This is a genomic window from Streptomyces sp. NRRL S-340 (genome assembly GCF_000720185.1).
GTDB lineage: Bacteria > Actinomycetota > Actinomycetes > Streptomycetales > Streptomycetaceae > Streptomyces.
The window spans coordinates 90,789-116,816 of sequence record NZ_JOIY01000022.1 but is presented as its reverse complement, the minus strand read 5'-3'; the positions used below and the strand labels follow the sequence as shown (position 1 = coordinate 116,816).

At 71.3% G+C, this 26,028-nt stretch carries 26 protein-coding genes and 1 riboswitch; of the genes, 10 read left to right on the top strand and 16 right to left on the bottom strand.

The features are described 5' to 3' along the window. Positions 1–70 precede the first annotated feature (70 nt). Positions 71–685, bottom strand: coding sequence for a TetR/AcrR family transcriptional regulator (locus tag IG64_RS18885; protein ID WP_037857662.1), 615 nt, complete (start codon positions 683–685; stop codon positions 71–73). A gap of 116 nt (positions 686–801) precedes the next feature. On the opposite strand from IG64_RS18885, the gene IG64_RS18880 reads away from it, so the two are divergent. Then, positions 802–1,491 (top strand): nitroreductase, encoded by a 690-nt coding sequence (locus IG64_RS18880; protein ID WP_037857660.1) that lies wholly within the window; start codon positions 802–804, stop codon positions 1,489–1,491. A 606-nt stretch (positions 1,492–2,097) separates the two neighbouring features. Here IG64_RS18880 and IG64_RS18875 read toward each other — a convergent pair. Then, complete coding sequence (locus IG64_RS18875; RefSeq protein ID WP_037857659.1) at positions 2,098–2,577, bottom strand: MarR family winged helix-turn-helix transcriptional regulator; 480 nt, start codon at positions 2,575–2,577, stop codon at positions 2,098–2,100. Between the two features lie 13 nt (positions 2,578–2,590). Then, positions 2,591–3,529 (bottom strand): NADP-dependent oxidoreductase, encoded by a 939-nt coding sequence (locus tag IG64_RS18870; RefSeq protein WP_037857657.1) that lies wholly within the window; start codon positions 3,527–3,529, stop codon positions 2,591–2,593. A 201-nt stretch (positions 3,530–3,730) separates the two neighbouring features. Here IG64_RS18870 and IG64_RS18865 point away from each other — a divergent pair, with 201 nt between their 5' ends. Together IG64_RS18865 and IG64_RS18860 are read left to right on the top strand one after the other, a co-directional pair. After that, a complete protein-coding gene (locus IG64_RS18865; RefSeq protein WP_037857654.1) occupies positions 3,731–4,303 on the top strand; it encodes a TetR/AcrR family transcriptional regulator in 573 nt (190 codons plus the stop codon). Beyond that, positions 4,300–4,971, top strand: a complete 672-nt coding sequence (locus tag IG64_RS18860; protein WP_063758815.1) for a YczE/YyaS/YitT family protein — start codon at positions 4,300–4,302, stop codon at positions 4,969–4,971. Before IG64_RS18865 ends, IG64_RS18860 begins: the two co-directional genes overlap by 4 nt. Before the next feature lie 391 nt (positions 4,972–5,362). Here the strand turns inward: IG64_RS18860 and IG64_RS18855 are convergent, their stop codons facing one another. Together IG64_RS18855 and IG64_RS18850 are read right to left on the bottom strand one after the other, a co-directional pair. Next, a complete protein-coding gene (locus IG64_RS18855) occupies positions 5,363–5,599 on the bottom strand; it encodes a hypothetical protein (protein WP_037857651.1) in 237 nt (78 codons plus the stop codon). Between the two features lie 140 nt (positions 5,600–5,739). Then, on the bottom strand, positions 5,740–6,684 hold the full coding sequence (locus IG64_RS18850; protein WP_037857650.1) for a ketopantoate reductase family protein: 945 nt from the start codon (positions 6,682–6,684) through the stop codon (positions 5,740–5,742). A gap of 374 nt (positions 6,685–7,058) precedes the next feature. Here IG64_RS18850 and IG64_RS18845 point away from each other — a divergent pair, with 374 nt between their 5' ends. Both IG64_RS18845 and IG64_RS18840 read left to right on the top strand, forming a co-directional pair. After that, positions 7,059–7,502: an Rrf2 family transcriptional regulator gene (locus tag IG64_RS18845; protein WP_037857648.1), complete on the top strand. Its 444-nt coding sequence runs from the start codon at positions 7,059–7,061 to the stop codon at positions 7,500–7,502. 190 nt (positions 7,503–7,692) lie between these two features. Next, positions 7,693–8,934, top strand: coding sequence for an amidohydrolase family protein (locus IG64_RS18840; protein ID WP_199811620.1), 1,242 nt, complete (start codon positions 7,693–7,695; stop codon positions 8,932–8,934). A 205-nt stretch (positions 8,935–9,139) separates the two neighbouring features. On the opposite strand, the gene IG64_RS18835 is transcribed toward IG64_RS18840, so the two are convergent. Beyond that, entirely contained in the window at positions 9,140–9,574 is a 435-nt protein-coding gene (locus tag IG64_RS18835; RefSeq protein ID WP_037857646.1) for a winged helix-turn-helix transcriptional regulator, read from the bottom strand. A gap of 130 nt (positions 9,575–9,704) precedes the next feature. Here IG64_RS18835 and IG64_RS18830 point away from each other — a divergent pair, with 130 nt between their 5' ends. Next, on the top strand, positions 9,705–10,577 hold the full coding sequence (locus IG64_RS18830; protein ID WP_037857643.1) for an aldo/keto reductase family oxidoreductase: 873 nt from the start codon (positions 9,705–9,707) through the stop codon (positions 10,575–10,577). Positions 10,578–10,799: 222 nt separating this feature from the next. Continuing rightward, positions 10,800–11,405, top strand: a complete 606-nt coding sequence (locus IG64_RS18825; RefSeq protein WP_037857641.1) for a hypothetical protein — start codon at positions 10,800–10,802, stop codon at positions 11,403–11,405. Between the two features lie 372 nt (positions 11,406–11,777). Here the strand turns inward: IG64_RS18825 and IG64_RS18820 are convergent, their stop codons facing one another. Next, entirely contained in the window at positions 11,778–12,557 is a 780-nt protein-coding gene (locus IG64_RS18820; protein WP_037857638.1) for an NAD(P)H-dependent oxidoreductase, read from the bottom strand. A 138-nt stretch (positions 12,558–12,695) separates the two neighbouring features. Here IG64_RS18820 and IG64_RS18815 point away from each other — a divergent pair, with 138 nt between their 5' ends. Then, entirely contained in the window at positions 12,696–13,544 is an 849-nt protein-coding gene (locus IG64_RS18815; protein ID WP_037857635.1) for a helix-turn-helix transcriptional regulator, read from the top strand. A gap of 117 nt (positions 13,545–13,661) precedes the next feature. Further along, the gene (locus tag IG64_RS18810; RefSeq protein ID WP_037857633.1) at positions 13,662–14,081 is read left to right on the top strand and encodes a VOC family protein; all 420 of its coding nucleotides are present in this window, start codon (positions 13,662–13,664) and stop codon (positions 14,079–14,081) included. Positions 14,082–14,123: 42 nt separating this feature from the next. Here the strand turns inward: IG64_RS18810 and IG64_RS18805 are convergent, their stop codons facing one another. After that, positions 14,124–15,008 carry a fructosamine kinase family protein gene (locus tag IG64_RS18805; protein WP_234438550.1) on the bottom strand — a complete coding sequence of 295 codons (885 nt, stop codon included), beginning with the start codon at positions 15,006–15,008 and terminating at the stop codon, positions 14,124–14,126. A 333-nt stretch (positions 15,009–15,341) separates the two neighbouring features. On the opposite strand from IG64_RS18805, the gene IG64_RS18800 reads away from it, so the two are divergent. Continuing rightward, positions 15,342–16,448: a serine hydrolase domain-containing protein gene (locus IG64_RS18800; protein ID WP_037857736.1), complete on the top strand. Its 1,107-nt coding sequence runs from the start codon at positions 15,342–15,344 to the stop codon at positions 16,446–16,448. Positions 16,449–16,689: 241 nt separating this feature from the next. On the opposite strand, the gene IG64_RS18795 is transcribed toward IG64_RS18800, so the two are convergent. The 8 genes from IG64_RS18795 to IG64_RS18760 all read right to left on the bottom strand — a co-directional run bounded on the left by IG64_RS18795 (position 16,690) and on the right by IG64_RS18760 (position 25,461). Then, positions 16,690–17,838 carry an LLM class flavin-dependent oxidoreductase gene (locus IG64_RS18795; RefSeq protein WP_037857630.1) on the bottom strand — a complete coding sequence of 383 codons (1,149 nt, stop codon included), beginning with the start codon at positions 17,836–17,838 and terminating at the stop codon, positions 16,690–16,692. Continuing rightward, positions 17,831–18,922, bottom strand: a complete 1,092-nt coding sequence (locus tag IG64_RS18790; protein ID WP_037857629.1) for an LLM class flavin-dependent oxidoreductase — start codon at positions 18,920–18,922, stop codon at positions 17,831–17,833. Before IG64_RS18790 ends, IG64_RS18795 begins: the two co-directional genes overlap by 8 nt. Beyond that, entirely contained in the window at positions 18,919–20,295 is a 1,377-nt protein-coding gene (locus IG64_RS18785) for an NtaA/DmoA family FMN-dependent monooxygenase (protein WP_037857627.1), read from the bottom strand. Before IG64_RS18785 ends, IG64_RS18790 begins: the two co-directional genes overlap by 4 nt. Before the next feature lie 21 nt (positions 20,296–20,316). After that, positions 20,317–21,519: an LLM class flavin-dependent oxidoreductase gene (locus IG64_RS18780; RefSeq protein WP_037857625.1), complete on the bottom strand. Its 1,203-nt coding sequence runs from the start codon at positions 21,517–21,519 to the stop codon at positions 20,317–20,319. A gap of 270 nt (positions 21,520–21,789) precedes the next feature. After that, positions 21,790–22,515 carry a GNAT family N-acetyltransferase gene (locus IG64_RS18775; protein ID WP_037857622.1) on the bottom strand — a complete coding sequence of 242 codons (726 nt, stop codon included), beginning with the start codon at positions 22,513–22,515 and terminating at the stop codon, positions 21,790–21,792. 87 nt (positions 22,516–22,602) lie between these two features. Further along, entirely contained in the window at positions 22,603–23,625 is a 1,023-nt protein-coding gene (locus IG64_RS18770; RefSeq protein ID WP_037857621.1) for a transporter substrate-binding domain-containing protein, read from the bottom strand. Between the two features lie 61 nt (positions 23,626–23,686). Continuing rightward, on the bottom strand, positions 23,687–24,484 hold the full coding sequence (locus IG64_RS18765) for an amino acid ABC transporter ATP-binding protein (RefSeq protein WP_037857620.1): 798 nt from the start codon (positions 24,482–24,484) through the stop codon (positions 23,687–23,689). Then, positions 24,481–25,461 carry an amino acid ABC transporter permease gene (locus IG64_RS18760; RefSeq protein ID WP_037857619.1) on the bottom strand — a complete coding sequence of 327 codons (981 nt, stop codon included), beginning with the start codon at positions 25,459–25,461 and terminating at the stop codon, positions 24,481–24,483. Before IG64_RS18760 ends, IG64_RS18765 begins: the two co-directional genes overlap by 4 nt. A gap of 387 nt (positions 25,462–25,848) precedes the next feature. Further along, positions 25,849–25,957: riboswitch (SAM riboswitch) on the bottom strand. Between the last annotated feature and the right edge of the window lie 71 nt (positions 25,958–26,028).

Genomic DNA, 26,028 nt, shown 5'->3' with positions numbered 1-26,028 from the left:
TGGGCCGTTCCGTTCAGGCCGTCGGCGCGCCCCCAGCCTTCCGGCCGGGCCTTCCCCGACGCCTTCCTCGTCAGCCCTTTCCCTTCTTCTCCTGCAAAGCCTGGCTGAGGAGGACTTCCGCCGCCGCCCAGGCGTGCCGGCCGTAGTCCGCTTCGTCCAGCACCATGGCACGGCTGGCCGCCCCGTCCGCGAGGATGGCCAGTTGCTCGGCGAGCGGGAGGGGTTCGCGGCAGCCCAGCTCCGTCACCACCGCGACGATCAGTTGCACCATGCGCAGCTTCTGCTCCCGGGCGTAGGAGTGCACCGCGCTCTCCGGATCGGGGAACTCCGCCGCGGCATCGATGAACGGACACCCGCGCACCGGGGCAGCGTCCGCCGCCGGCAGCTCGAACAGCCTGCGGATCCGCTCACGCGGAGGGATGTCCTCGCGGGTCAGCACGCCTTCCAGGGTGGCCCCCGACAGGGCGAGGCCCTGCAAGTGGGCGATGACCAGATCGTTCTTGGTGCGGAAGTGTGCGTAGAGCGTCCGCTTGGACACCGGCGCTTCCTCGGCAACCTGTTCCATGCCGGTCGCGCCGATGCCCTGGGTCGCGAACAGCCGGGCGGCGGCAGCCAGAATGCGCTCCCGCCCGCCGCGCCCTCGCCGCCCGGGTGCCGGGGCCGTCGTACTCGCGGTCGTGTCCATGAAGGAAGCATACGCACTCGTTTACTTAGGTCGACGTGCTGCGCTAAGGTGACCCCTCATGTAAACGTCGCCGTTTACATGAGTCTCTTTCACCATCAAGGTCATCAAGGAGTCCCATGAGCAGGACCGTCCCCACTGAGCTGAGCGGCTGCGCGGAGAAGCTGATACGCGGCCGTCACGCGACCCGCGCGTTCCGTCCGGAGCCCGTGCCCGAGGACACGATGCGCAGGATCTTCTCGCTGGCCGGCACCGCGCCGTCCAACTCCAACGCCCAACCGTGGCGGGTGGAGGTGGTGAGCGGCGCGGCACGCCAGCGCCTGGCCGGTGCCCTGCAGACCGCCCACGCCGAAGGGCGCACCTCGGTGGACTTCCCGTATTCCGAGAAGATGTACGCGCAGGTGCACCAGACACGCCGGGCGGCGTTCGGTGCCGAACTGTACGGGGCGCTGGGCATCGGTCCCGACGATCACACGGCACGTGCGGCCTACGACTCGCAGAGCCTGGGCTTCTACGGCGCGCCCCACGCGGCCTTCCTCTTCGTCCACGGTGACGGAGAGGCCCGGCTGGCCGCGGATGCCGGCGCCTACCTGCAGACGCTGCTCCTGGCGATGACCGCGTACGGGGTGGACAGTTGCCCGCAGGGGCTGTTGAGCTTCTACGCCGACACCGTCCGCACCGAACTCCGCGTCACCGGGGGGAAGCTGCTCGTCGGCATCTCCTTCGGCTACGCCGACGAGGCGGCGCCGGTGAATCAGGTGAGGACCGAGCGGGCTCCCCTCGAGTCCACCACGGCCTTCCACGACTAGGCCCTGCCGTCAGGCAGGGGGGGCACGGTCGTTCCGGGTGACGGGCCGGGGCGATCATCCGCACAAGCGCGGCGTCCGCGCGGTGATCCGGTACGGGCCGGCCGACAGGCCGACCCGATGCGGCGCGGACCGGCCGGCGGCAGCCGCCGGCCTTCGACCGTGAGGCGCACGAGCAACCATGCTGTCCGTCCTCGCCCCGGCGCCGCGCCGGGCTCGTTCCGCTGCACGCGAGGGGCGCCTTCCATCAGCGCGCACAGCACACCGGGTCGTGGCGTACCGTCAGTTGCCCGTGGCCGCCACGACTCGGCGCCCACCCTGTCGTCCGCAACGACGTTCCTCCTTCTCCCCGCCGGAGACTCGCCGGGGACGACGAGCCGGAGACCGGCGACGCCGCGGCGGACACCGGCGACCGGGTCCTGCCGGCCGCCTGGCGTGGCGGTGAGCAGGGGCGTGTCCGTGCGCCCCCGCCGCGCTGATACGCCGATCAACGGCGGAGCTGAAGCATGGACTCCTGGGCCGGTGTGGAGCGAGGGCCGCCCTCGGGCAGGCCCTCGCTCCACACCGGACACGGACGGTGCCGGCACGTCGGCGGGCTCCGCGTCCCGCTCACTCGCCAGGCGGCTGTCGGCTGTGGTCCCTGACCGACTTCTCGATGATGCGCGCACAGGTGGTGAATGCCTCGATCTGATCCGGGGTCAGGTCGCGCACGGAAGCCTGTTCCAGGGTGCGCCACATGTCGGCGATGGGCTCCTGGAGAGCACGCCCGGCGTCGGTGAGGTGGACCACCATGACCCGCCGGTCGTGGGCGGCCGGCTCCCGGGTGAGCAGCCCGGCCTCCTGCATACGGCGCAGGGACTTGGAAACGGTGGAGTGGTCGAGACCGGCTCGCTCCAGCAGTTCCGCCTGGGTCCGGCCGTCGCGGTCGAAGAGCTGCATGAGCAGCAGTTCCTGCCCCGGGTGCAGGTTCATGGCGCGCAGCATGGCGGCGGCACGGGCGCGGTGGGTGCGGGCGAGCTGGAAGACGGCGTAGCTCAACGGCCCCGCTTCCGCCGTGTTCGGAAGCTCCGGTGAGGTGGGGTCTGACATGGTTGCTCCCTCGTCACACAGCGAGTGGGCTGCTGGACCGGTCGACGGTGAGGACGATCTTGCCGCGATTGTGGCCGGCGTCGCCGGCCTGCTGCGCTCTGGCCGCTTCGGCGAGCGGGTAGACGGCGCTGATCGTGGTGACCAGTGTGCCGTCGGCGGCCTGCCGGGCCAGCTCGGCGAGGCGGGCGGCGGAGCGGCGCTGGGGGCCCTCGGCGAAGACGACGCCGAGTTCGGCGGCGCGGAAGTCGGCGGTGGTGACGATCCGGTCCGTGCCGCCGCGCAGAGTGATGGAGTCCTCCAGTGCGCCCTTGCCCGCGGCGTCGAAGACGGCGTCCACCCCTTCGGGGGCGAGCGCGCGGACCCGCTCGACCAGGTTGTCGCCGTAGACCAGTGCGGTCGCGCCGAGGGAGGTGACGTACTCCTGGTTGGCCGGTCCGGCCGTGCCGATGACGCGAGCGCCGCGGGCGACGGCCAGTTGGACGGCGATGGTGCCCAGCGCGCCGGAGGCGCCGTGGATCAGCAGCGTCTCATCGGAGGTGACGCCGAGCAGGTCCAGGACGCGTTCGGCGCCGTCGCTCGCCACGGGCAGGGCGGCTGCGTGTATCCAGTCCAGGCCGGCCGGCTTGGGCGCCAGGACGGCCGCGGAGGCCAGGGCGTACTGGGCGTAGGAGCCGGTGTCGGACCACCCCAGGACCTCGTCCCCCACCTTGAGGTGGTCGACGTCCTCGCCGACGGCGTCGACCACACCGGCGATCTCCCCGCCCGGCACGGCGGGCAGCGTGGTGGGGAAGACGGCCTCCATGGTGCCGGAGCGGATCTTGCCGTCCACCGGGTTGACGCCGACAGCCCGGACGCGCACACGGACCTGGCCGGGCCCGGGCCGAGGGATGTCGATCTCCGTCTCGTGCAGGACCTCGGTGCCGCCGAACGTGTCGAAAACGATGGCCTTCATGACTGCTCTCCTCGAAGTGGGATGCCGCACCGGACGATTCATGTGGCCAGCCACGTGAAAGTAGCACCGATTATGTGGCTAGCCAAGTAATTGCTTCGCGGGGATCCCGGAAGCGACCCGCCCGCCCTCAAGGCGTTCGTCCTTCCGCCCTCCCTCTCCGGGGCGTCGACTGAAACTTGCCTTACTGGTAAGTTAAGTTTCATGAGTCCTCGAAGGAGTGCCAGGAACCAGCTCATCGAGAGCGCGGAGGACGTCTTCTACAACCGGGGCTTCGGGGCCACCGGTGTGGATGCCGTCGCGCAAGAGGCAGGTGTGTCGAAACCGACGCTGTACGCCCACTTCTCCGGCAAGAGCGAACTGGCCGCCACGGCACTGCGGCACCGGCACGGCGAGGCAGCCGCGGAACTGGACGAGTGGCTGGCCGGCGTGAGCGATCCCGGTGACCGGCCGCTGGCGGTGTTCGCGTGGCTGGCTCACCGGTACGAGAGGAAGGGCGGGCGGGGCTGCGCCTTCCTCAACGCCGCGGCCGAGGTGGTCGATCCCGAGGACCCCGTACGCCGGGCGGTCCGGGAGGAGAAGCGGTGGCTGCGGGAACTGCTCACCACCCTGTGCGCGCAGGCCGGGACGGCAGTGCCCGAACTCCAAGCCTCCCAGTTGCTGTTGCTCATCGACGGCGTGGCCGGGCGCGTGGTCGTCGAGGGGCCGCAGGCCGCCGCGCGGGCGGTGGCCGACGCCGCGGACGCCGCCGCCGTGCTGCTGGCCGGTGCCTCGTGAGGTGGGCCGGGGACCGGGTCGCACAGCGCGCCACCCGGCTGCTGGGGGGACTGGCTCTCTACGGGTTCAGTACGGCCCTGCTCGTCCGGGCGGGTCTGGGAACGGACCCGTGGACGGTGCTCACCCAGGGCCTCGCCCGTACCACCGGGCTGACCCTCGGGGCGGTCGTCGTCCTGGTGTCGGCCGGCGTGTTCCTCCTCTGGCTCCCCCTGCGGCAGCGGCCCGGCATCGGTACGCTCGCGAACGCGGTCCTCGTCGGCCCCGTTCTCGACCAGGCCCTGCGGGTACTGCCCGCGCCGCAGCCTTGGCCGTACCGGCTGCTCCTCCTCGCCGGCGGTCTCGTCGGCACGGCGGTGGCCACCGGGCTGTACGTCGGGGCCGGCTGGGGGCCGGGCCCCCGCGACGGGCTGATGACGGGGCTGGCGCGGCTGGGTCTCTCCGTCCGCGTCGCCCGTACCCTCGTGGAGGCCTCGGTCCTGGTGGGCGGGTGGCTGCTCGGTGGCACCGTCGGAATCGGCACGGCGGTGTACGCCGTCGGCATCGGACCACTTGTCGGCTACTTCCTGCCGCGCCTGGCTCTGCGGTCGGGCGAGCCGGGGAAGCCACCGCGTGACGGGCGCACTCCCGCGTCCCGGCCGGACGCCACGGTGGATTCGCCCGCACCCTGAGTCCGCGCCGGACCGGTGGACGGTTCCCCCGCCGGGCGATGAGCAGCGAGTCGGCGGCAGCCTGTGCGCACTCGGCTCACGTCCCGGAGCTGCCGACGCAGCCGCCCCGCGTTTCCACCCCGCGGCGGGCCCAGCGGCATCACCCGGGCCTGCGGCACACGGACACGGCCCACCAGGCTCACGGTGCCCGGGGCGGTGACCGGCGAGCCCCCGGGTCCGCCGCGCGGCAGGCCGGTGCTCGGTGAAGTTGTCGGCGGCCTCCGCGCCAGGCGCGGAGGCCGCCGTGTCACGCCCGCTGCCGGCAGCTCCTGAAGACCGAGGTCACGGGCTCGCGATGAGCCCGCGGTGCCTGCGGGAGGCGGCAGCCCGGTGCGGGCGGGCGGTTACGGCATCAGTAGAGCGCCCAGAGGGAGATACGCCCGTTGTTGTCGACGCAGGTGGCGTCCTGGTAGTGCTTCTTCGCCTCGGGGATGTCCGCCTGGCACGCGGCCATGTCGGGGTACATCTCAGGTCCGCCGGCGATGTCGTGCCAGCTGGCGGCGGAGGCGGAACCAGCCGTCAGCGGGATCGCGACCACGGCGGCAACGGCAGCAAGTCCGAAGGTCATTCGCTTGCGCCACGACTTCATACATCTCTCCTCACGTGAGGGGCAGGACCCGGGCCGGGTCTTCCATGTCAGCTCATCCGCTGCCCGAAGAACCCCCGGACAGTCCTCGGTTCACGACACCGGCACCACATCTCCCAAAGGCACCGTCGGGCCGGCGGCGGCTACGCGCGCGGGATCTCCGGCACGGCCTGGTCGCCGGCAGCGGCGCCTACCTCCCGTACCAAGCGGGATGTCACCGGCACCGGCACGCCGTGGCGGCCGGCGGCGCGCAGCAACGCCCCGCCGATGGCGTCGAGTTCCAGTGGCCGGCCCGCCTCCGCGTCGCGCTGCATGGAGGACTTCGTGGCGGGCGGGAAGGCGTCGTACCGCGCCAGGGTCTGGGTGATGTCGGCGGGGGCACCGCAGGCGCGGCTCACCGCAGCGGTCTCAGCGACCAGGCTCTCCAGCTCATCGCGGTGGCGGGTACGGGCCTCCCCGAGGGGGAGCCCGTACCGGGTGGTGAGCAGGGCCATGGGTGCGAGGAAGGCCATTTTCGCCCACAGGGCCCCGGTCTCGTCCTCCACCGCGCGGGCCGTCGTCCCCGCGTCGGACAGGCTCGCGGCCAGGGCTTCGACGCGGGGGCGGGGGACAGCCTCGGCGGTCAGGTCGATCTCGACGAACGGGCTGCCGTGCTCGATCACGACGGGCCCGGTGCCGCCGGGCCGGTGGTAGGTGGACTCCACACGGATCACTCCGGGGGCCACGCGGTCGGGCCGGTAGCGAGCGCGCAGGATCGCGGGGTGTTCGACGCCGTTCAAGAGAGGGACGACGAGGGCGTCGCCGAGGACCTCGGGCGGGACGCGGGTGAGCGCGGCGTCCAACGACGTGTGCTTGACGGTGATCAGGCACGCGTCAACCGGCTCGCACAGTTCGGTGGCCGCCTCCACGGCGGCCGTGAAGCCGCCGAACTGGCGGCTGCGGACCTCGATCCCGCTGCTGCGCAGGGTGTGCGCCGTGGCTTCGCGGGCCAGGCAGATGACACGGTGGCCGGAGCGGGACAGCAGGGCGGCCAGCAGGCCGCCGATGCCGCCGGCGCCCAAGACCGCCACAGTGGGCTTGCTCGTCATGAGGATGTCCTCTCGTCGGTCGGCCCCGGTGATCGGTGGCCGCCTTCAAGCAGATCTTCGCAGAGTCGTCGTCCGAGTGGGGGCCGGGATGCAGAGTCTCTCGGGCGTGCACGGAGGAAGAACGGCACCGGGCCGTCGGGGAACTGACGCAGCGTCACTACGAACCACCGCACCACCGGGAGCATTCGCGCTCGGCAGGCGTCAGGCGGTCCGGGGCGGAGACCTGCTCCTCCGGCGCCGGGCCTACGAAGGCGATGAGCCGACCAGGGTGCATCCGGCCTGCCGGGATCCGAGGGCCCCGGACGACTCGGTTGACCATCGAATCAGCTGCAACTAGATTGGTGGCAGTTTTTCGGCGGTGACAGGAGTCGGAGATGGCGGGGCTCAGCAGCAGGAGCGCGGTCGCGATTCACGCGCTTGCGATGCTGGCGCACCGGCGGGGAGGCTCGTTGACCTCCGCGGAGATCGCGGACAGCCTCGAAAGCAATCCGGTTCTCGTGCGGCGCATCCTCGGCCGCCTGCGAGACGCTCACCTGGTGCGGTCCACCGAGGGGCGGGGAGGCGGCTGGACCCTGGCCCGCACCCCGCGGGACATCACGCTCTACGACGCGTACGCCGCCGTGGAGGGGGAGCAGATCTTCTCCAGGCACCCCCATCCGCCCAGCGGGGCGTGCGTGGTCGGCCGCAACATCGGCGATCTGCTGGACGCCGAGTTCCAGAACGCGGAACGGGCTCTGGAGGAGCGGCTCGGCCGGACGACGATCGCCGCCCTGCTGCAGCAGATACTGACCTGCGAGAACGAAGCGCAGGACCGCTGACCGGCGGTGACACCCCCACGTCCTGCGCGCTTACGCATACCTAAACTGTAACTCAACCAGTTGCAGTTTGTTCCGGAGCGCGGCACTCCAGGACCTCCCGGCTCCCGGCTCCCGGCGGCAGCGGCCGCACCGTCCATCCGCACACACCCGAACCCGAACACCTGCTCAGAACGTGCCAGGAATGAGAGCGATGAACCAGAAAGACGAAGCGACGGCGAGCGCCGAGGCCCGCGGCCCTGCGACCCACGACCTCGTGATCAGTCGCGCACGTGTCTTCGACGGCCGCCAGGCGCTCACCGGCCTGTATGACGTGGCCGTCGACGGCACACGGATCGCTTCCGTGTCGGCCGAGCCGCTCAGGGGCGGACAGGAGGTGGATGCGGCCGGAGGATGGGTCATGCCGGGACTGATCGACACGCACATCCACTTCTACGACGTGCGCGCGGTCTCCGGTCCCGATTCGATGCGGGCCTTCGAGGAGAACGAGCTTCCCGGACGGCTCGGGCTGTTCCTCGACCACGGGATCACCACGATCAAGTCGGTGGGCGATCCGACGGACGGAATCCTGGCCGCACGGGCCGGAATCGCCGCGGGCGCGCTGCGGGGTCCGCGACTGCTGGCCACCGGTTGCGGCATCACCGGACGCGGCGGGCACCCCGCCGCCACGGTCTTCAGCGACAACCCGTGGGCGCGCGAGCGCTTCACGGGAGAGGTCGGCAGTGTGCAGGAGATCCGCGACCTGGTGCACCACCTGGCTGACCGCAAGGTGGACGCGATCAAACTCCTGTCGGAGGGGGCGTGCGCGCACTCGGGCGGGCCGGCGTACCTCTGGCGCAACCCTGTCTTTCCGGATGGTGTCGCCTTGGAACGGCTTCCCCTCGACCTCCTTCGGGCGGGTATCGAGGCCGGGCACGAACGAGGTCTTCGGGTCACCGTCCACACCACCCAGCAAGCCGCGGCACGCGAGGCGATCGAGGCCGGGGCGGACGGCCTGGAGCACGGGGTCACCGTCGAACCCCTCACCGACCGCTCACTCATCGACCTGATGCTCGAACACGGCATCACCTACACACCCACGCTCTGGATCGACGACGCCCACCCGGACGCCCGTGGCAATCTCCGGAAGGTCGCCGAGGCCGGCGTGCACATCGCGCTGGGCAGCGACACCTTCAGCGGCCGGGGCCTGTTCGGAGCCAACACTCTGGAAGAGGCCGAACTCATGGTGGCGGCCGGGATGACACCCACCCAGGTGCTGGCCGCAGGCACCAGTGGTGCCTCACGGCAGTGTGCACGCCCCGACCTCGGCACGGTGGCCCCCGGCAAGCGCGCCGACCTGCTCGTACTGAACGCCGATCCCACCACGGACATCCGAAACGTACGAGACCTCCGCATGGTGATCCTTAACGGTGAACTCGCTGTCGACAAAGGCTAGTTGTGCTGTCCGGGGAGGCCGTGAACGGGTGAGCCTGGTCTCGGCCGGGGGACCCTCAACAGAAGAGGGCCCTTTCGGTCCGGTGTGGACTGCGACATCTCCACCGAGCGGCGAAAGGCCCTCCCGCCCCACCGTGATGCACCCCTGACCGCGTCCGGACGGCTACGCGGGGCGGGCGGGACAGACGGGAATGAGACGACAGCACCTAGGAAGCCCGTGCGTCATGGTCCTCGCGGTGGGCCAGGACTTGTTCCATGTGGGTCTGGGCCCACTGCCTGAGCCCGCGTGTCAGGTGGTGGAGGGAGAGGCCGAGGTCGGTCAGCTCGTAGGTGACGGTGACAGGGACCGTGGGTGTCGCGGTGCGGATGAGCAAGCCGTCGCGTTCGAGAGCCCGTAGGGTCTGGGTCAGCATCTTCTGGCTGACGCCGGCCAGCAGCCGGGCCAGCTCCGAGTAGCGCATCGCCTTCGGGGTGTGCGATGCACCGGAGTGTTCGGGTGTGTCACCGCCCAGCGCACACAGGATCAGGACGACCCACTTGTCCGAGATCCGGTCGAGGAGCTGACGGCTGGGGCACACCGCCAGGAACGCGTTGTACTCCGCCTTGGCCTGCGCCTTCTTGTCGGCCTTCGTCGTCGCCACTGATCTCGCCTCTCACCTTCTGGTGTGTTACGCACTTCAAAGTGCCTACTTCCCGGCAGGAAGTTCCTCTCCAACACTGGTGCAAGGGGGTCGGAGACACCACCCCTTGCACGAAGTGAAAGGCACCACGATGAACACGCCCTCCGCACCTCTTCCCGGCGGAACCTGGACGCTGGGTGACTCGTCCGTCACCCGGTTCGGCTACGGCGCGATGCAGCTCGCCGGCCCGTGGGTCATGGGGCCGCCCGCCGATCACGACGGCGCCCTGGCCGTGCTGCGCGAGGCAGTCGGCCTCGGGATCACCCACATCGACACGAGCGACGCCTACGGACCGCGCATCACGAATGAGCTGATCCGTGAAGCGCTGCACCCCTACCCGGATCCGCTGTTCATCGCCACCAAGGTGGGCGCGACCCGCGACGCGCAGGGCGGCTGGCCCACGGCCCGGCGCCCCGAAGACCTGCGCAGGCAGATCCATGAAAACCTCGAATCCCTCGGGGTCGAGAGCCTCGACCTGGTCAACATGCGCATGGGCGACGCACAGGGCCCCCGGCCCGGCTCGATCGCCGAAGCATTCGAGACGCTTGTCGGCCTCCGGCAAGAGGGGCTGATCCGCCACCTCGGCGTCAGCAACGTCACCGGGGAGCAGGTCGCCGAGGCGCGCAGCATCGCCCCGATCGTGTGCGTGCAGAACATGTACAACCTCGCCCACCGCCACGACGACGACCTCATAGATCAGCTCGCCGCCGACGGCATCGCCTACGTGCCGTTCTTCCCCCTGGGAGGCTTCACGCCGCTGCAGTCCGAGGCCCTCTCACAGGTCGCGAACCGACTGGGGGCGACGCCCATGTCGATCGCGCTGGCCTGGCTGGTGCGGCGCTCGCCGAACATCCTGCTCATCCCCGGTACTTCGTCCACCGCTCACCTGCGCGAGAACATCGCAGGCGCCGGTCTCTCACTCTCCGACGAGGATGTCGCCGAACTGGACGGCATCGGCCGCTGAACGACACCGGAGACGTTCCCGTTCGAGCACGTCACCGACGCGCACCAGCTCCTCTGCGGCGCTCTGGCCGAAACCGCCGTCATCCGTGGCGCTTACCGCGAAGGTTTACCACGGCTCAACTCCCGGAGGGAGGCGGTGACTTACCGTCGATGGGAACCTTCTGAGGGCGCCGCGAAGGGCGGCGGCTTCAGCGGAGAACCGCGAAGAGACAGGGGGAAACACATGGCAGTCACGAAGGGCCGTGTGGCCGTCGCGGCGGCAGGGGGGCTGCTCATGCTCGTCGCGGGCGTGGGCACCGCCGAGGCAGGACCGGGGGCGTCGGCGGACTCGCGCTTCGCCCAGCAGGCCGAGTCCGCGCACCTGACCAGTGCGCAGACCACGGCGCTGCAGGCGGACGTGGACCGCTACCTGAAGAGGACGGGCGGGACCCAGGTCGCGCTCAACAAGATCGACCTCAAGGGCAAGGGCGAGATCCTCGTGGCCCTGCCGGGCGAAGCCCACCCGCGCGACTTCGCCTCGGGCAACGGGATGCGCGCCGTCGCCGACCCGTGTCTGGACGTCGCCGGGGTGTCCGGGAACTTCTGTGCCTACCAGCGGGACAACTTCAGCGGGAGCATCATCAAGATGCGCCAGTGCAACACGAAGTACTACGTGTCCACCTGGGGCAAGGGCGGTTCCTGGGTCAACGACCAGACCCGCGACCTGGAGAGCCGCCGGGCCCGGATGTACAACCCCAACGGCACCATGATCTACAAGACGCCGCGCGCGTACAGCTCGGACGCGCACGGCGACTGGAGCCCCGTCCGCTACGTGATCCCCTGCGGTTAGGGCCTCTCGTTCGGCTCATGCCGGACTCGCGGGGGGCCGGGCTCGCCACACGAACCGGGCCTGCGCGGGCCGCCCCCCGCCGCCTCATCCGGCGGGGGGCGGGTCGCCGCGGGCGGCCGGGGGGGGGCTCGTAGCCGGTACCGGTCGGCCTGGGGCGGCGGTTCAGCAGGCGGCGGGACGGCAGGCGCGGAAGTCCGTACCGCGCTGGGGGCCGGCGCCGGCCATGGCGTCGATGCGGCGCCCGCGCGGTCGGCACCCGGCGCCCAGGGACGCGGAAGAGGCAGGCCGCCGGTCCCGCACCGTGATCGGTGTCGCATCCTTGCTCTGCCGCCCGGGTGTTCGCGCCCCGCTCGCTCTGTCCACCGCGGGCGGTCAGCTGCGGACGTGCAGCCCGAAACCCGTGCGGCCGGCCGGCTCCAGTCCCTCCTTCAGGTGCAGGGAGGGAATGTCGTAGTCGCCGAAGTTCTGCCGCCGGAACGCGATCGGCTCGGTCGACTCCAGGGTGAGCAGACGTTGCTCCCAGGCCTTGGCGGCGTCCTGGTAGTCCTCGCCGGTCATCCGATCGGTCCCGTACAGCACGAAAGGCGGCAGTACCTCGATGCCGGGGTAGTAGAGGATGCCGTGCTGGATCGGGAACAGCAGATCGTCGATGGGGCCGTTGATCCCGCGAGCGGCGTAATGCGGCTCCGGGCCGCCGACGGTCACCGACAGCAGGGCCTTCCTGCCCGCGAGGGTGCCTTCGCCGAAGCGCTCGCCGTACTTGGTGTCGCTGTGCTCGCCGACGCCGTACGCGAAGCGGTAGGTGAACACGCGGTCCACCCAGCCTTTGAGGATCGCGGGCATGGTGTACCACCACAGCGGGAACTGGAAGACGATCGTGTCGGCCCACAGCAGCTTCTCCTGCTCGGCGAGGACGTCCGGGGTGAGCGTCCCCGCCTCGAAGGCCCGGCCCGAGTCCCGGACGACCTTCAGCGGACTCGAGGCGTGGGGGCCGTAGTCCGCGGCGTCCACGACCGCCTTCCAGTTCATCGCGTACAGATCGCTCACCCGTACCTCGTGCCCCGCGGCCTCAAGGGTGGACACCGCGAGGTCCTTGAGCGAGCCGTTGAGCGACTCGGGCTCGGGGTGGGCGTAGACGATCAGCGTCTTCATGGGGACTCCTTCGGATCGGGTGCCTCAGATCCTGGGCGTCCCGGCGCCCGGCGTTCAGGGGCTCCTTCTCCGTCGGACGGGACTTCCTGGTAACGGCAGGGCCACCTTCACGGGCACCGGCGAGGCCATACTGGGGGCATGGACGATCTCGCGGGCTTCTTGCGGACCCGGCGCTCCCGGGTCGCCCCGGCGGCCGTCGGCATCCCCACCGACAGCCGCCGCCGGGTCGAAGGGCTGCGCCGCGAAGAGGTGGCGCATCTGTCCGGAGTCAGCGTCGATTACTACGTACGCCTGGAGCAGGGCCGTGCGACCCAGCCATCCGAACAGGTCCTCGACGCGCTAGCCCGCGTCCTGCGCCTCGACGAGACCGAGCACGAGCACCTCTACCGGCTCGCGCGGCAGCGCCGCCGCCGCGCGAAGGCGCCGAGCGGGCGGGTCCGGCCGGAACTGCTGCGCCTCCTCGACCTGGTCGCCGGCGCTCCCGCGCTGATCATGGACCACCGCCTGGACGTGCTCGCCGGAAACCGTCTCGCCCAGCTCCTCTACGGCCGGCCGATTCCGGGCCTGAACACGGCCCGTCACCTCTTTCTGGAGGAGGCCGAGCACGGCCTCTACGCGGACTGGGAGAACTGCACCCTCGACGCGGTCGGACACCTGCGTCTGGCCGCCGGGAAGTTCCCCGAGGACCCCCGCCTGGCCTCGCTCATCGGAGAGCTGGCGATGGGCAGCGAGCGCTTCCGCCGCCTCTGGGCTCGCGCGGACGTGCGTGCCCGCACACACGGCCGCAAGGCCTACCGGCACCCGTTGGTAGGCCGCCTGGAGCTGCACCAGGAGAACTTTCCGCTACCGGACAAGTCGGGCATGGAGCTGCTGGTGCTGTCCGCGGCCCCCGGCAGCCCCGACGAGAACGGGCTGCGCCTGCTCGCGGGCCTGGACGCGGACCGCGGTGACGCGCGTCCCCCGGTGAACGCCCAGCGGGCACGCTGACCGGGCACGGGCGCCGGTGCCGGGCCAGGGGCTGAGGGCGGTTCCCGGCCGAAAAGATCTCGGATCCGCCGGGCGGGCGACCTGCCCTGAGCGTCGTTCCTACTACCTGGGAGAAGCATGACAAGCAGGTTCACCGAACTGACCGTTGACTGCGGCGATCCCGAGAGGCTCGCGGCCTTCTGGTGCGAGGTGCTGGACTTCAAGGTGATCGACCGGGCGGAGGACAAGGTCGAGATCGGCTCCTGGGTGCCGACCGTCGAGGAGGTGCGGGCCCGCCAGATGCCGCCCACCCTGGTGTTCATCCGTGTGCCCGAGGGCAAGACCGCCAAGAACCGGCTCCATCTCGACGTCAGCCCGATCGACGGCAGCACAGAGGACGAAGTGACCAGACTGCTCGCTCTCGGCGCCACCACGACGGACGTGGGCCAGGGCCCCGGCCGGACCTGGGTGGTCATGGCCGACCCCGAGGGCAACGAGTTCGACGTCGTGCGCACCCTGGCGCCTGATGACCGGCTCCAAAAGCCCCTCGGGGGCTGACTCCGGTGCCGGTTCCCGTGTCCGGCGTCCGCCCGGCTCCGCTCAGGGGCGCCGCCGGAACGGGGCGAGGGTGGCGCGCACCAGATCGGCGGCGCCCCAGTCGGGCTCGAACTGGGCGATGACGGCCAGGTGCTGGCGCAGCTGGAGGATCGGCATGCGTTCGCGCCAGTCGCGGTCGAGCCCGGTCAGTTCGGCGTACAGCCTGAAGAACGCGTGTGCCTCGGGCGGCGGCGCCGTCGTCCACAGGTGGGCCAGGTCGACCTCGGCCCACATGTACGACACGGCCGGGTCGATCAGCGCGGGCCGTCCGTCAGGGGCGGCCATGACGTTCTGCGCCCACAGGTCGCCGTGTGTCAGGCACGCGGGCCTGACCGGCAGCAGCTCGGGCAGCCGGTCGCACAGCCGCTCCAGGGCTGCCCGGTCCGCGGCGTCGAGCGCCTCGCGGACGCGGTGTTCGCCGAGCCAGCGCAGCAGGCGGTGCTGGGCGAAGAACGCGAACCCGTCGTCGTCCCAGGTGTTGACCTGCCGACGACGGCCCAGCCAGTTGTCCCGGTGCCACCCGAACCGGGGGTGCCGCGTGGTGGTGTGCAGGCGGGCGAGCGCATGCGCGAACTGCTCCCAGAAGGCCCCGGTGCCCGGCCGGGTCTCCAGCACGGACAGGACGAGCAGGTCGCGGTCCGCGAGGACGATCTCGGGCGTGACGACGCCGCCCGACTCGCGCAGCACGGTGAGCCCTTCGGCCTCCGCGGCGAACGCATCGTCCGACGGCGGTTCCTCGAACGCCTTGACGAACACCGGCGTGCCGTCACCGCGACGCGCGATCCCCGCGGTCGCGGCGAGGCCGCCGGCGGCCGGCTCTGCCGCGACGACATCGGTCAGGCCGGCCGCATGCAGGCGTTCGAGCAGGAAGGGCATCGCGGCTGTCACGGGTGTGCTCCTGTCGTCGTAGTCGCAGTCGCAGTCGCAGTCGCAGTCGCAGTCGCAGTCGCAGTCAACGATGGGGGTCCGGGCCCGGGCGGCGGGGGCCGTGCGGTACGAGCAGCAGGCGCGGTGGGCGAGCCGGCTGTGCCGCCGTCCCGCTACTTCTCATCCGCTGGGCCGGGGTCTTGGCTCGGGGGGAGTCCGCCGCGGCGGTGGAGCCGGTGGGTCAGGGGCAGTTCAGGGTTGTCGTCAGGGTGATCACTGATGGGCAACATCGCCGTCGACCAGGAGAGTTGACGTAGTCACCCTAGTCACGTGAGCACCGCCGGAGGTACCTCGATGCACCTACGCCTTGCCGTCACCACTCTCCTCCTCACCTCCGCTCTCAGCGCAGGTGCGGTTCTGCCCGCAGCCGCCGCACCTGCCGCTTCCGGTGCCCCGGCGTCCGCGCAGCCCACCGTCCACGACATCCTCGGCCACCTGCCCGACGACATCGTCGCAGGCGCGTTGATCAGACAGGACGGCGTGGGCACGGCCGCCGGCCCCGTCACCGCCGACGCGTACCTCCGGGCCGGCAGCGTCACCAAGGCCTTCACCAACACGGTGGTGCTCCAGCTCATCGCCGAGCACCGGATCGACCTGGACGCACCGGCGCGGCGGTACGTCCCCCGGGTGCTGCCCGAGGCGTACGACGGCGTCACCGTGCACCACCTCCTCGACCACACCAGCGGCCTGCCCAAGCCCGCCCCGACGCCCGGCCCGGCCGACGGACCCGGATGGCAGTTGAGATCTGTGACGCCCGAAGGCCTCCTGCGCGCATCGTTCGCCGCAGCCACCGGCACGCCGCCCGAACCCGGTTTCGAGCAGCAGTACAACGGGCTCAACTCCTTCGTCCTCGGTCTGATCGTGGAGAAGGTCACCGGTCACTCCTTCACCACCGAGCTGGAGCGCAGGATCATCCGGCCGCTGCGCCTGCGCCACACCAGCCTGCCCGCCGCCGACGACTCCACGATCCCCTCCCCCCACGCGGAGGTGTACGTCGAGGGGCAGGACGTGACCGAGCAGAGCCCGTACCCGTGGGCCGAGGGGGGCATGATCTCCACCGCGGCCGACCTGGACCGGTTCACGACCGCGCTGTTCCGGGGCCGCCTGCTCCCACCCGCCGAGCAGAAACTGGTGTTCGAAGTGCCGGTCGCGGCGAACGGCCGAGACAACAAGAACTGCTCAGGCCCGACGGCCTGTTACAGCATCGGCGGGCTGATGCGCTACCAGCTTCCGGACGGCGAGGAGGTGTGGGGCAAGACCGGTTCCCGTCCCGGCTGGGACAACGGCTTCTTCGCCACCCGCGACCTCCGGCACCGCCTGGTGTACTCCCTGAACCCGACGGGGGCCGGCGATGACCTCCCGTACATCAGAGCCCTCATCGATGCCGCGTTCACCGCATGACAGCCGGATCGTCCCTGCGGCCGGTCCATGTCGTCGTCGGCACGGCGGGGCAGGGCCCGCCGCAGGCACCGGCTCCGCTCCGCCGTGGACCGGCACGGGACCGGCCCGCAGGGAGCCGGCCCGCACCGGCCGCCGGCCGGGGCGCGGCGGCGCCACGCCGCCGCCCACGGCTTCGGCGTGGCGACGAGACGGGCCGCGCCGAAACGGTCGCTGCTTCCGGCCGGTGGAGTGCCTGCGGGCATCAGCTCGCACGGAAGGAGTGGCCCCGGCGGCGCCACTCCTCAGCGAGCAGTTCGTACGAGCGGACCCGGTCCGTGTGGTCGTGGGTGATCGTCGTGATGAGCAGTTCGTCCGCGCCCGTCGCCTCCTGGAGTCGTTCGAGCTGGTCGGCCACCCTGGCCGGCGACCCCACGAACTGGGTGTCGAGGCGGTCCCGCACGAGGGCCCGGTCCTCGTCGGTCCACGTTCGGGCGCGCGCTTCGCGCGGCGTCGGGAACTCGATGGCGCCCTCGGCGGTGCGGATGCTGCGCACCCACAGGCCGTATCCCGTGGCGAGTTCGCGGGCGGCGGCGTCGTCCTCGGCGACGACGACGTCCGCCGAGACGCTGACGTACGGCTTGTCGAGGAACTCGGAGGGCTGGAAGCAGGACCGGTAGCCCTCCACCGCCTCCAGCACCGTGGCCGGGCTGACGTGGTAGTTCGCCGCGAACCGCAGCCCCCTGGCGCCCGCCGTCTCGGCGCTCTGGCCACCGCTGCTGCCGAGGATCCACACGTCCACGTCGGCGCCCTCCCCCGGTACGACGTGCGCCTCGACGCCCTCCGGTGAGCGGTAGGTGCCGGCCAGCAGGGCGAGGAGGTCGTCGATCTGCTCGGCGTAGTCCTGTGACTCGGCGCCCGGCAGCAGGAGCAGCCTGCGTTGCAGCGCTGTGCGGGGTGACCCGAGCAGATGCTCGAAGGAGAAGCGAGGCGGGATCAACAGGCCGTTCGGGGTGCGGCCGTCGACGACCGGGGTCGCAGTCGGCAGCGGTGCGGCCGGCTGTCCCGGCGGACGGCCGCCCGAGCGGCCCAGTCCCAGATCGAACCGGCCCGGGTGCAGTGCGTCGAGCAGTCCGAACTCCTCCACGGTGGACAGCGCGGTGCGGTGCCCGAGCTGTACGGCCCCGGAGCCGAGCCGGATGGTGGAGGTCGCGGAGGCGGTCAGCGCCAGGACGACGGCGGGTGACGTGCCGGCCACGCCGGGGTTGAGGTGGTGCTCGGCGAACCAGTAGCGGGTGTATCCGATGCGCTCGGCCCGCTGTGCGAGGTCGATCGAGTTGCGCAGGGCGTCGGCTGCCGTCGAACCCGACGGGATCGGGACCAGGTCGAGGATGCCGAGGGGGATGTCAGACATGGGCGGACTCCTGGGCGAGCGGTGGTGCGGGAAGCACGGGTCCCCATGCGAACGGCGGGTCCGGGATCTCGCGGCGCAGTACGGGCGCGGCCTCGGCCTGGAACAGCTCCAGGGAGGCACGGTGCCGGGATTCCGTCAGCCCGCCCGCGTCGGCGTGCAGGTGCAGCACGGTGTGCCCGAACCGTTCGTGGTAGCGGTGCACCTTGTCGACGACCTGCTGCGGGCTGCCGATCAGAGCGGAGCTGCGTTCGGCGAAGTCCTCCAGGGTCTCGAAGACGACGGGCAGGCCGGTCTTCTCGGCAAGGGCCCGGTTGGCCTCGAAGACAGGCCGGTACGCGGCCAGCGCCTCCTGCGAGGTGGGGGCGACGCAGATGCCCGCGGTGCCGGCGCCGACGGCGATGCGTGCCGCATCGTGACCGTAGTGGTCCCACCGCTGCCGGTAGTAGCGGACCAGCTCGGCGTACGGCTCGACGGGGTGGGTGACGTTCGCCGAGAACAGCGGGTCGCCGTAGCGGGCGGCCAGGTCGACCGACTCCTTGCTGGTGGCGCTGCCGTGCCACACCCGGATCGGCCGCTGGTACGGCCGCGGCCACACCTCGGCGTCGGTCAGCGGGGGACGGAAGCGGGTAGCGGCGGTGACCTTGTCCTGACGCCACAGCTTGCGGAAGACCTCGTAGCTCTCGGCGTTGCGGCTCCACTGGTCCTCGGGCGTGACGTGGAACAGGTCGCGCTGGGCGGTGCCGTTGCCCTTGCCGATGATCAGGTCGAGGCGCCCGTCGGACAGGTGATCCAGCGTGGCGTAGTCCTCGTACGCCCGGACCGGGTCCAGCAGGCTGAGCGTCGTGACGGCCGTGAACAGGCGGATCCGCTTCGTCAGGGCGGCCACGTGGCTGAGGACGACGGCCGGGGACGAGGAGATGAACGGCCGCTCGTGCCGCTCCCCCACGCCGAAGCCGTCGAAGCCCAGCTCCTCGGCCAGCAGGGCGCTGTCGAGGACCTCCCGGAAGCGGTCGTGGGCCGGCTTCTGTATCCCGGTGCGGGGGTCCGGGCGGTGCGCGATGAGGGTGATGGCCAGGAATCTCACGACGCCGCCCGCTGCTCGCCCCGCAGGGAGTCCGCAGGGGTGAGGCCGAGGTGGTGGCGCAGGGTCGTGCCCTCGTATTCGGTGCGGAAGACGCCCCGTTCCTGCAGGAGCGGGACGACCTGGTCGGCGAAGGGGTCGAGGCCTCCTGGGGTGAGGTGCGGGACGAGGATGAAGCCGTCGGAGACGTCGGCCTGCACGAAGTCGTCGATGGTCTGCGCGACGGTGGCCGGGGAGCCGACGAAGGTCTGCCGGTTTCCGGTGTTGACGACCAGGTCGCGGATGGACCACTTGTTGGCCTCGGCGAGCTGCCGCCACTGGCGGGCGACGGCGACCGGGTCCCGGTACATCCGCACCTGGGCGCGGCCCCGCGCTATGTGCTCCTCGCTCACCACGGGGTCGACGTCGGGCAGCGGTCCCTCCGGGTCGTACGCCGACAGGTCACGGTTCCACACGAACTCCAGGTGCTTGATGGCGGTGGCGCCGCTGACCTGCTGCCGGCGCACCTCGCGGGCGAGTTCGGCGGCCTCCTGGTCGGTGTCGCCGAGCACGAAGGTCGCGGCGGGCAGGATGAGCAGCTGGTCGGGGCGGCGGCCGTACTTGGCGAGGCGGTTCTTGACGTCCGTGTAGAACGCCTGGCCCTCCTTCAAGGTGGCGTACCGGCTGAAGATGGCGTCGGCGCTGGACGCGGCGAACTCACGGCCCTCATCGGAGTCGCCGGCCTGGAAGATCACGGGGCGGCCCTGCGGGGAGCGCGGGACGTCGAACTGTCCCCGGATGTCGAAGTGTTTGCCCGTGTGGGCGAACGAGCCCGGCTCGGCGTCGCGCAGGAAGATCCCGGTCTCCTGGTCGGCGACGATCTCGTCGCCGTGCCAGGAGTCGAAGAGTTCGTTCGCCGTGGCCAGGAACTCTTCGGCGCGGGAGTAGCGCTCCTCCTGCGGCAGGAAGCCGCCGCGCCGGAAGTTCTCGCCCGTGAACGCGTCCCAGGAGGTGACCACGTTCCACGCGGAGCGACCCCCGGAGAGGTGGTCGAGGCTGGCGAACTGGCGGGCCACCTCGTAGGGCTCGTTGAACGTGGAGTTGATGGTGCCGGCCAGGCCGAGGCGGTCGGTGACGGCGGCGAGCGCGGCCAGCACGGTGAAGGTGTCGGGGCGGCCGACGACGTCCAGGTCGTAGATCTGACCGCCCTGTTCGCGCAGGCGCAGGCCCTCGGCGAGGAAGAGGAAGTCGAACTTGGCGCGTTCGGCGGTCTGCGCGAAGTGGACGAAGGAGCTGAACTCGATGTGGCTGCCGGCGCGCGGGTCGCTCCATACGGTGGTGTTGTTGACGCCCGGGAAGTGCGCGGCCAGGTGGATCTGCTTCAGCGGCTTGCTCATGGTGGGTGCGGTCCCTCCGGTTCAGGCGGCGGTGTAGCGGTTGGCGGGGCGGGGCAGGCCCAGCAGGCCGCGGATGGTGCCGGCCTCGTAGGCGGTGCGGAAGGCGTCGCGGCGCTGGAGTTCGGGGACCAGTCCGCGGGTGATGGCCGGCAGGTCGTGTCCGGCGACGGCGGGGCGCAGGCGGAAACCGGTCAGCCCGGCGCTGTGGAGTTCCTGGAGCAGATCGGCGAGCTGGGCGGGCGTACCGGCGAAGATGCGGGCGTCGCTGGTGTAGGGCTCCCCCGCCAGGGCGTCGAGGCGTGCGCGCCGGTCCTCCGCGGCACCCTGTTCGGCGTCCAGGAAGACCACCAGGTCACCGAAGACGTGCAGGAGTTCACCGGCCCGTCCGGCCGCCTCCTGCTCGGCGCGGATCTCGGCGACGATCGCGCGGGCCTGCCCGGCGTCGTGCGGGGTGACGTAGCCGACATCCGCCTGGCGGGCCACCAGCCGGTACGGGACGGTCTGGTGGGCCAGGGCGGTGACCAGCGGCTGGCCCTGGGGCGGGCGTGGGGTGATGGAGGGTCCCTTGACGCTGAAGTACTTGCCCTCGAAGTCGATGTAGTGCAGTTTGTCGCGGTCGATGAAGCGGCCGGTGGCCACGTCCCGGATCTCGGCGTCGTCCTCCCAGCTGTCCCAGAGCCGGCGCACGACCTCGACGTGGTCGGCGGCCTCGTCGAACAGGCCGGTCAGCCGCTCCTGTCCGGCCGGGGTCCGCAACTCCTCCAGGCTCAGCGGGGGGAAGGTGCGGCGGCCGAAGTGGCCGGCCTCGTGCGGGCGGGCGCTGATCTGCACCCGCAGGCCGGCCCGGCCGGTGCTGACGTGGTCGAGGGTGGCGATCGCCTTGGAGATGTGGAACGGCTCCGTGTGGGTGGCGATCACGGTCGGCACCAGACCGATGTGCCGGGTGAGGGGTGCGATGCGGGAGGCGATCAGTACGGCGTCCAGGCGGCCGCGGACCTGGTCGGTGCGGCCGTCCGGTTCGCCGTGGTGCGAGGACTGCAGGCCGAGTCCGTCCTCGAAGGTGACGAAGTCGAGCAGGCCGCGCTCGGCCTCGGCGACCAGGCCGGCCCAGTACCCGGCGGTGAACAGGTCCCTGGGTCGGGCGACCTGCTCGCGCCAGGAGGCGGGGTGCCAGCCGGTGCCGTCGAGGGCCACGGCAAGGTGCAGTGAAGGAGAAGGGGACACGGGTGGATGCCTTCCTGGAGGTCCGTACGAGATCGCCGGCCCGTGGGAACCGGGGCGCGCGGCGCTGGGGAAATCGGGTCAGGAGCTGCGGAGGAAGCCGGCCGCGCGCTGTGTGCCGGCGTGTGGCAGGGAAATGAGGCGGACGGCGGGGCGGGCACGTGGCACGGGCCGCACCTTCGTCCCGACGGTCCATGCGGCCGCCGGCGGCACAAGCCGTGCCCGCCGCCGGGACCGGCGGAGAGGGCGACCGCGACGAGCACGACGGCACGGCTATGCCGTTTCTTCCCGAGCGGCGGCGCCGGTGTGCCGCACCAGCGAGAAGACCGTACGGCGGCGCAGGGTGAAGCCGATCGACTCGTACAGCCGGATCGCGTTCGCGTTGGTGGCCACGGCGTGCAGGAAGGGGCGCTCACCGCGCTCCTTGATGCCGGCGGCGACCGCGCGGACGAGGCGGGTGGCCAGCCCCCGGCCGCGGTGGTCCGGGTCGGTGCACACGGCGCTGATCTCCCTCCAGCCGGGCGGGTGCAGCCGCTCGCCGGCCAGGGCGATCAGCCGGCCGTGGTGGCGGATGCCGAGGTAGGTGCCCATTTCGACGGTGCGGGGCAGATAGGGCCCCGGCCGGGTGCGGGCGACCAGGTCGAGGATCTCGGGCACGTCGCCGGGACCGAGCCGTACGGCCTCGCGGTCGGGCTCCGCGCGCACGCCGGTGTCCACGAGCTGGACGCCGTGTCCGGTGCGCACGATCTCCCAGCCCTGCGGAGTCTGCGTGACGCTCCGCACCGAGGCGGTGCCGCCGGGGCCGACGAGTGCGGCGAGGTCGGCCCAGGCGCGCGGGTCGTCCTCGTCGGACACGGCGTGGAAGGGGGCCACCTCCTCGTGGTAGCGGGCGGCACGGCCGATGCGTCGGGCGAGGTGGGCGTGGGGGCCGGTGAGCGCGGCCCAGGCGGGGTTGTCCAGGATGTGCGAGGGGCCGGCGTCGAGGGTGGTGACGGACATGGCGTGGCGTTCTCCGTGGGCGGCTCGGGGTGCGCAGCGCGCGGGCGCTCCACCGCGGGAGGTGGTGGAGTCCGCGGCACGCGGTGGTCAGGAGTTGTCGAGCGGCAGTCCGGGCGGGTCGACCTCGGACTTGGTGACGGCGTCGTCGGAGAGGTGCCAGGCGGCGAGCCACTTGGCGTACTGGCCGTTCTCGATCAGGTGGTTGATCGCGTCGGCGAGAGGCTCGGCCAGGCCGCTGCCCTTCTTCGCGGTGGCCGCGATCAGCCCTTGGAGCGCCTCGCCGGCACCGGAGTAATGGCCGGCGATCCTGGTCGCGTCCGGGGTGCTCGCGGTCTGGGTGACGTGGTAGGAGAGGTTGGGGCTGGGGCCCAGGTAGGCGTCGATCTTGCCGCTGTTCAGGGCCAGGTAGAGGCTGTTGTTGTCCTGGAAGTACTTGACGGTGAGCTTCTTGCCCTCGCTCTGGAGCCTCTTCTGCCACTCCAGCAGGATCCGCTCCTGGTTGGTGCCCGCGCCGACCGAGACGGTCTTGCCCGCGAGGGCCCGGTAGTCGCCGTCGAAGGCCCACTTCGATGACTTGAGCGTCTCGAAGGCGAGGTCGTCCTTGCGGTAGGAGGCGAACTCGTACTTGTGCTTGCGCTCCTCGGTGTCGGTGATGTTCGAGAAGCCGGCGTTCACCTTGCCGCTGTCGATGCCGACGAAGAGGTTCTCCCAGGTGAACCGCTTGACCTCGGGTTCGAGACCGAGGACGGCGGCGACCAGTCTGCCCAGGTCGGCCTCGGAACCGGTGAGGGTCTTCTGGTCGCTGCCCACGAAGCCCAGCGGCGGGGAGCCTGACGGCAGGGTGCCGGAGCCGATCACCAGTTTGCCGCTCTTCCTGACGGCGTCGGGCAGCTCGGCGCTGATGGACTTGACCTCCGAGACCTTCAGGGTGGTCTCCTTGGCGGCGCCGTTGGACAGCCGGCCGACGGTGACCGTGCCGGCGGTGTCGCTCACGGCGGTGGCGGCTTCGCTGTCGCCGCCGCAGGCGGCGAGCCCGGTGGCGAGGGTGGCGACGGCGGTCGCCGCGGTGATGCCGCGGGTCAGGCCGCGTCGGGTGAAGTGGGCAGACATGGCTGTTCCTTGTCGCTTCAGGTGATGAGGACGGGGTGGGGTGGTCGAGGGGTGCGGCGCGTCAGAGGACCTTGCTGAGGAAGTCGCGGGTCCGCTCGTGCCGGGGTCTGCCGAGGACCTCGGTGGGCGGCCCCTGTTCGACGATCCTTCCGCCGTCGATGAAGACGACCCGGTCGGCGATCTCGCGGGCGAAGCCGATCTCGTGGGTGACGATGACGAGGGTGGTGCCGCTGGTCGCCAGGTCCCTGATGACGGCGAGGACCTCGCCGACGAGTTCGGGGTCCAGGGCGGAGGTCGGCTCGTCGAAAAGAATGACGCCGGGCCGCAACGCGAGGGCGCGGGCGATGGCGACACGCTGCTGCTGGCCACCGGAGAGCTGGCGTGGATAGGCGCCGGTCCTGTCGGCGAGACCGACCCGGCCGAGGAGTTCGCGCGCGAGTTCCAGGGCCTCGGGTTTGCCGAGCTTCCCGGTGGCGACCGGCGCGGCGGCCACGTTGTCGAGGACGGTCAGGTGCGGGAAGAGGTGGAAGTTCTGGAAGACGAAGCCGATCCGGGCGCGCTGGGCGAGGATGGCCCTCTCGCTCAGCTCCCTCAGCCGCTCGCCCTGCCGCTTCACGCCGATCGGCTCGCCGTTGACGCTGACGTAGCCGATCTCGGGCTGCTCCAGGTGGTTGATGACCCGCAGCAGGGTGGACTTCCCGGAGCCGGACGGACCGAGGATGACGGTGACCTCGCCGGGGCGGACGGTCAGGTCGATGCCGTTCAGCACCCGGTGGGGGCCGTACCACTTGTGCACGTCGTGCACTTCCACGGTGGCGGGCTCGACGGCGGCCAGGGCTTCGGGCGTCTCGGCGGTCATACGGCGGCCTCCCGGCGGATGCGGGTCCGCAGGTCGCTGAGACCGGTGCGGAGTCTTTGCAGCGGCGTCGGCGGCAGGCCGCGGGTGGCACCGCGGGCGTAGTACCGCTCGACGTAGAACTGGAGAACGGAGACGACGCTGGTCAGGACCAGGTACCAGACGGTGACGACCAGCAGCAGCGGCACGATGTCGCCGGGGTAGGTGGAGCCCATGGACTGGGCGGTGCCGAACAGGTCCAGCAGGGAGACGTAGAAGACCAGCGAGGTGCCCTTGACGAGGCCGATGAGCTGGTTGACGTAGTTCGGGACGATCGAACGCAGTGCCTGCGGGAAGACGATCCTCCGGAACTGGTAGCTCTTCGGCAGACCGAGCGCGGCGGCCGCCTCGTGCTGGCCCTGGTCGACGGAGAGGATGCCGCCGCGTACCACCTCGGCGGCGTAGGCGGCCTCGTTGAGGCTGAGGCCGACGACGGCGACGGCCATGTCGGTGGCGAGCCGGGACTCGTCGAAGGAGAAGAAGGCCGGGCCGAAGGGGACACCGACACTCAGCGTCTTGTACAGGGCGCTGAAGTTGTAGAGGAAGATCAGCACCACGATGAGCGGGACGGAGCGCAGAGCCCAGACGTAGGTCCAGCTGACCGCGCGCAGCACCGGGCTCTTCGACAGCCGGGCCAGGGCCAGCAGGATGCCGCCGAGGAGGCCCAGCACCGCGCTATAGGCGGTGACTTCGCAGGTGATGAGGAGTCCGTCGAGGATGTTCGGCCGCAGGAACCAGTAGCCGAAGCGGTCCCACTGGTAGAAGGGGTTGGAGACCAGTCCGTGGACGAACTGGGCGACCAGGACCAGGACTGCGGCGGTGGCGATCCAGCGTCCCGGCCGCCGTAGCGGCAGGACTCGCTGGGCGGTGAGGGCTTGCTGGCGTCCTTCGGTGGTCGGCGCTTCGGCGAGGGTGACGGTGGCGCCAGGGGGTTCACTCATGGTGGGCTCCGGCTGGGTGGGAACGCCCCGGCAGCGCGGCGGCGTGCGGAGACGCGGACGACGGCGAGGTACCGGGGGCGTGGAGGACGACGGCACACCGCGCGGGCGGTGTCGGTCGGTGGAGGCGGGGGCCGCGGGAGGTGTCAGCCCCGGCAGCCGGGGCCGCGGGGAGCTGTCAGCCCCGGCAGCGGGGACTGCGGGGAGGCGTCAGCCCCGGCAGCGGGCGCTGCCCGGTGCGGTACACAGTGCGCTGTTCACGCGCAGCAGATCGGTGGCGCGATCGGCGACGAGGGGGGCCGGGTACGGCGACACGCAGCCCTGCGGGCGGCGTGTCGCCGTCCTGGGAGCTGCGTACATGGCGTCACCGTCACTGTTCCGGCCCTGCGGGCCTCGCGCTTACCGATGTTCCATCGGTCCGGTCGTCGCCTGGGGCACCCCACCGCGGTGCGAGGGTTGCCGGTCAGCCGGCCAGGGCTTGTCGCTGACACTCATGACCGTTCTGGGCACGTAGTTAAGACAATGACCCGAACGGATGTCAACGCCGGTCCATCAGATGGAACGAACGGG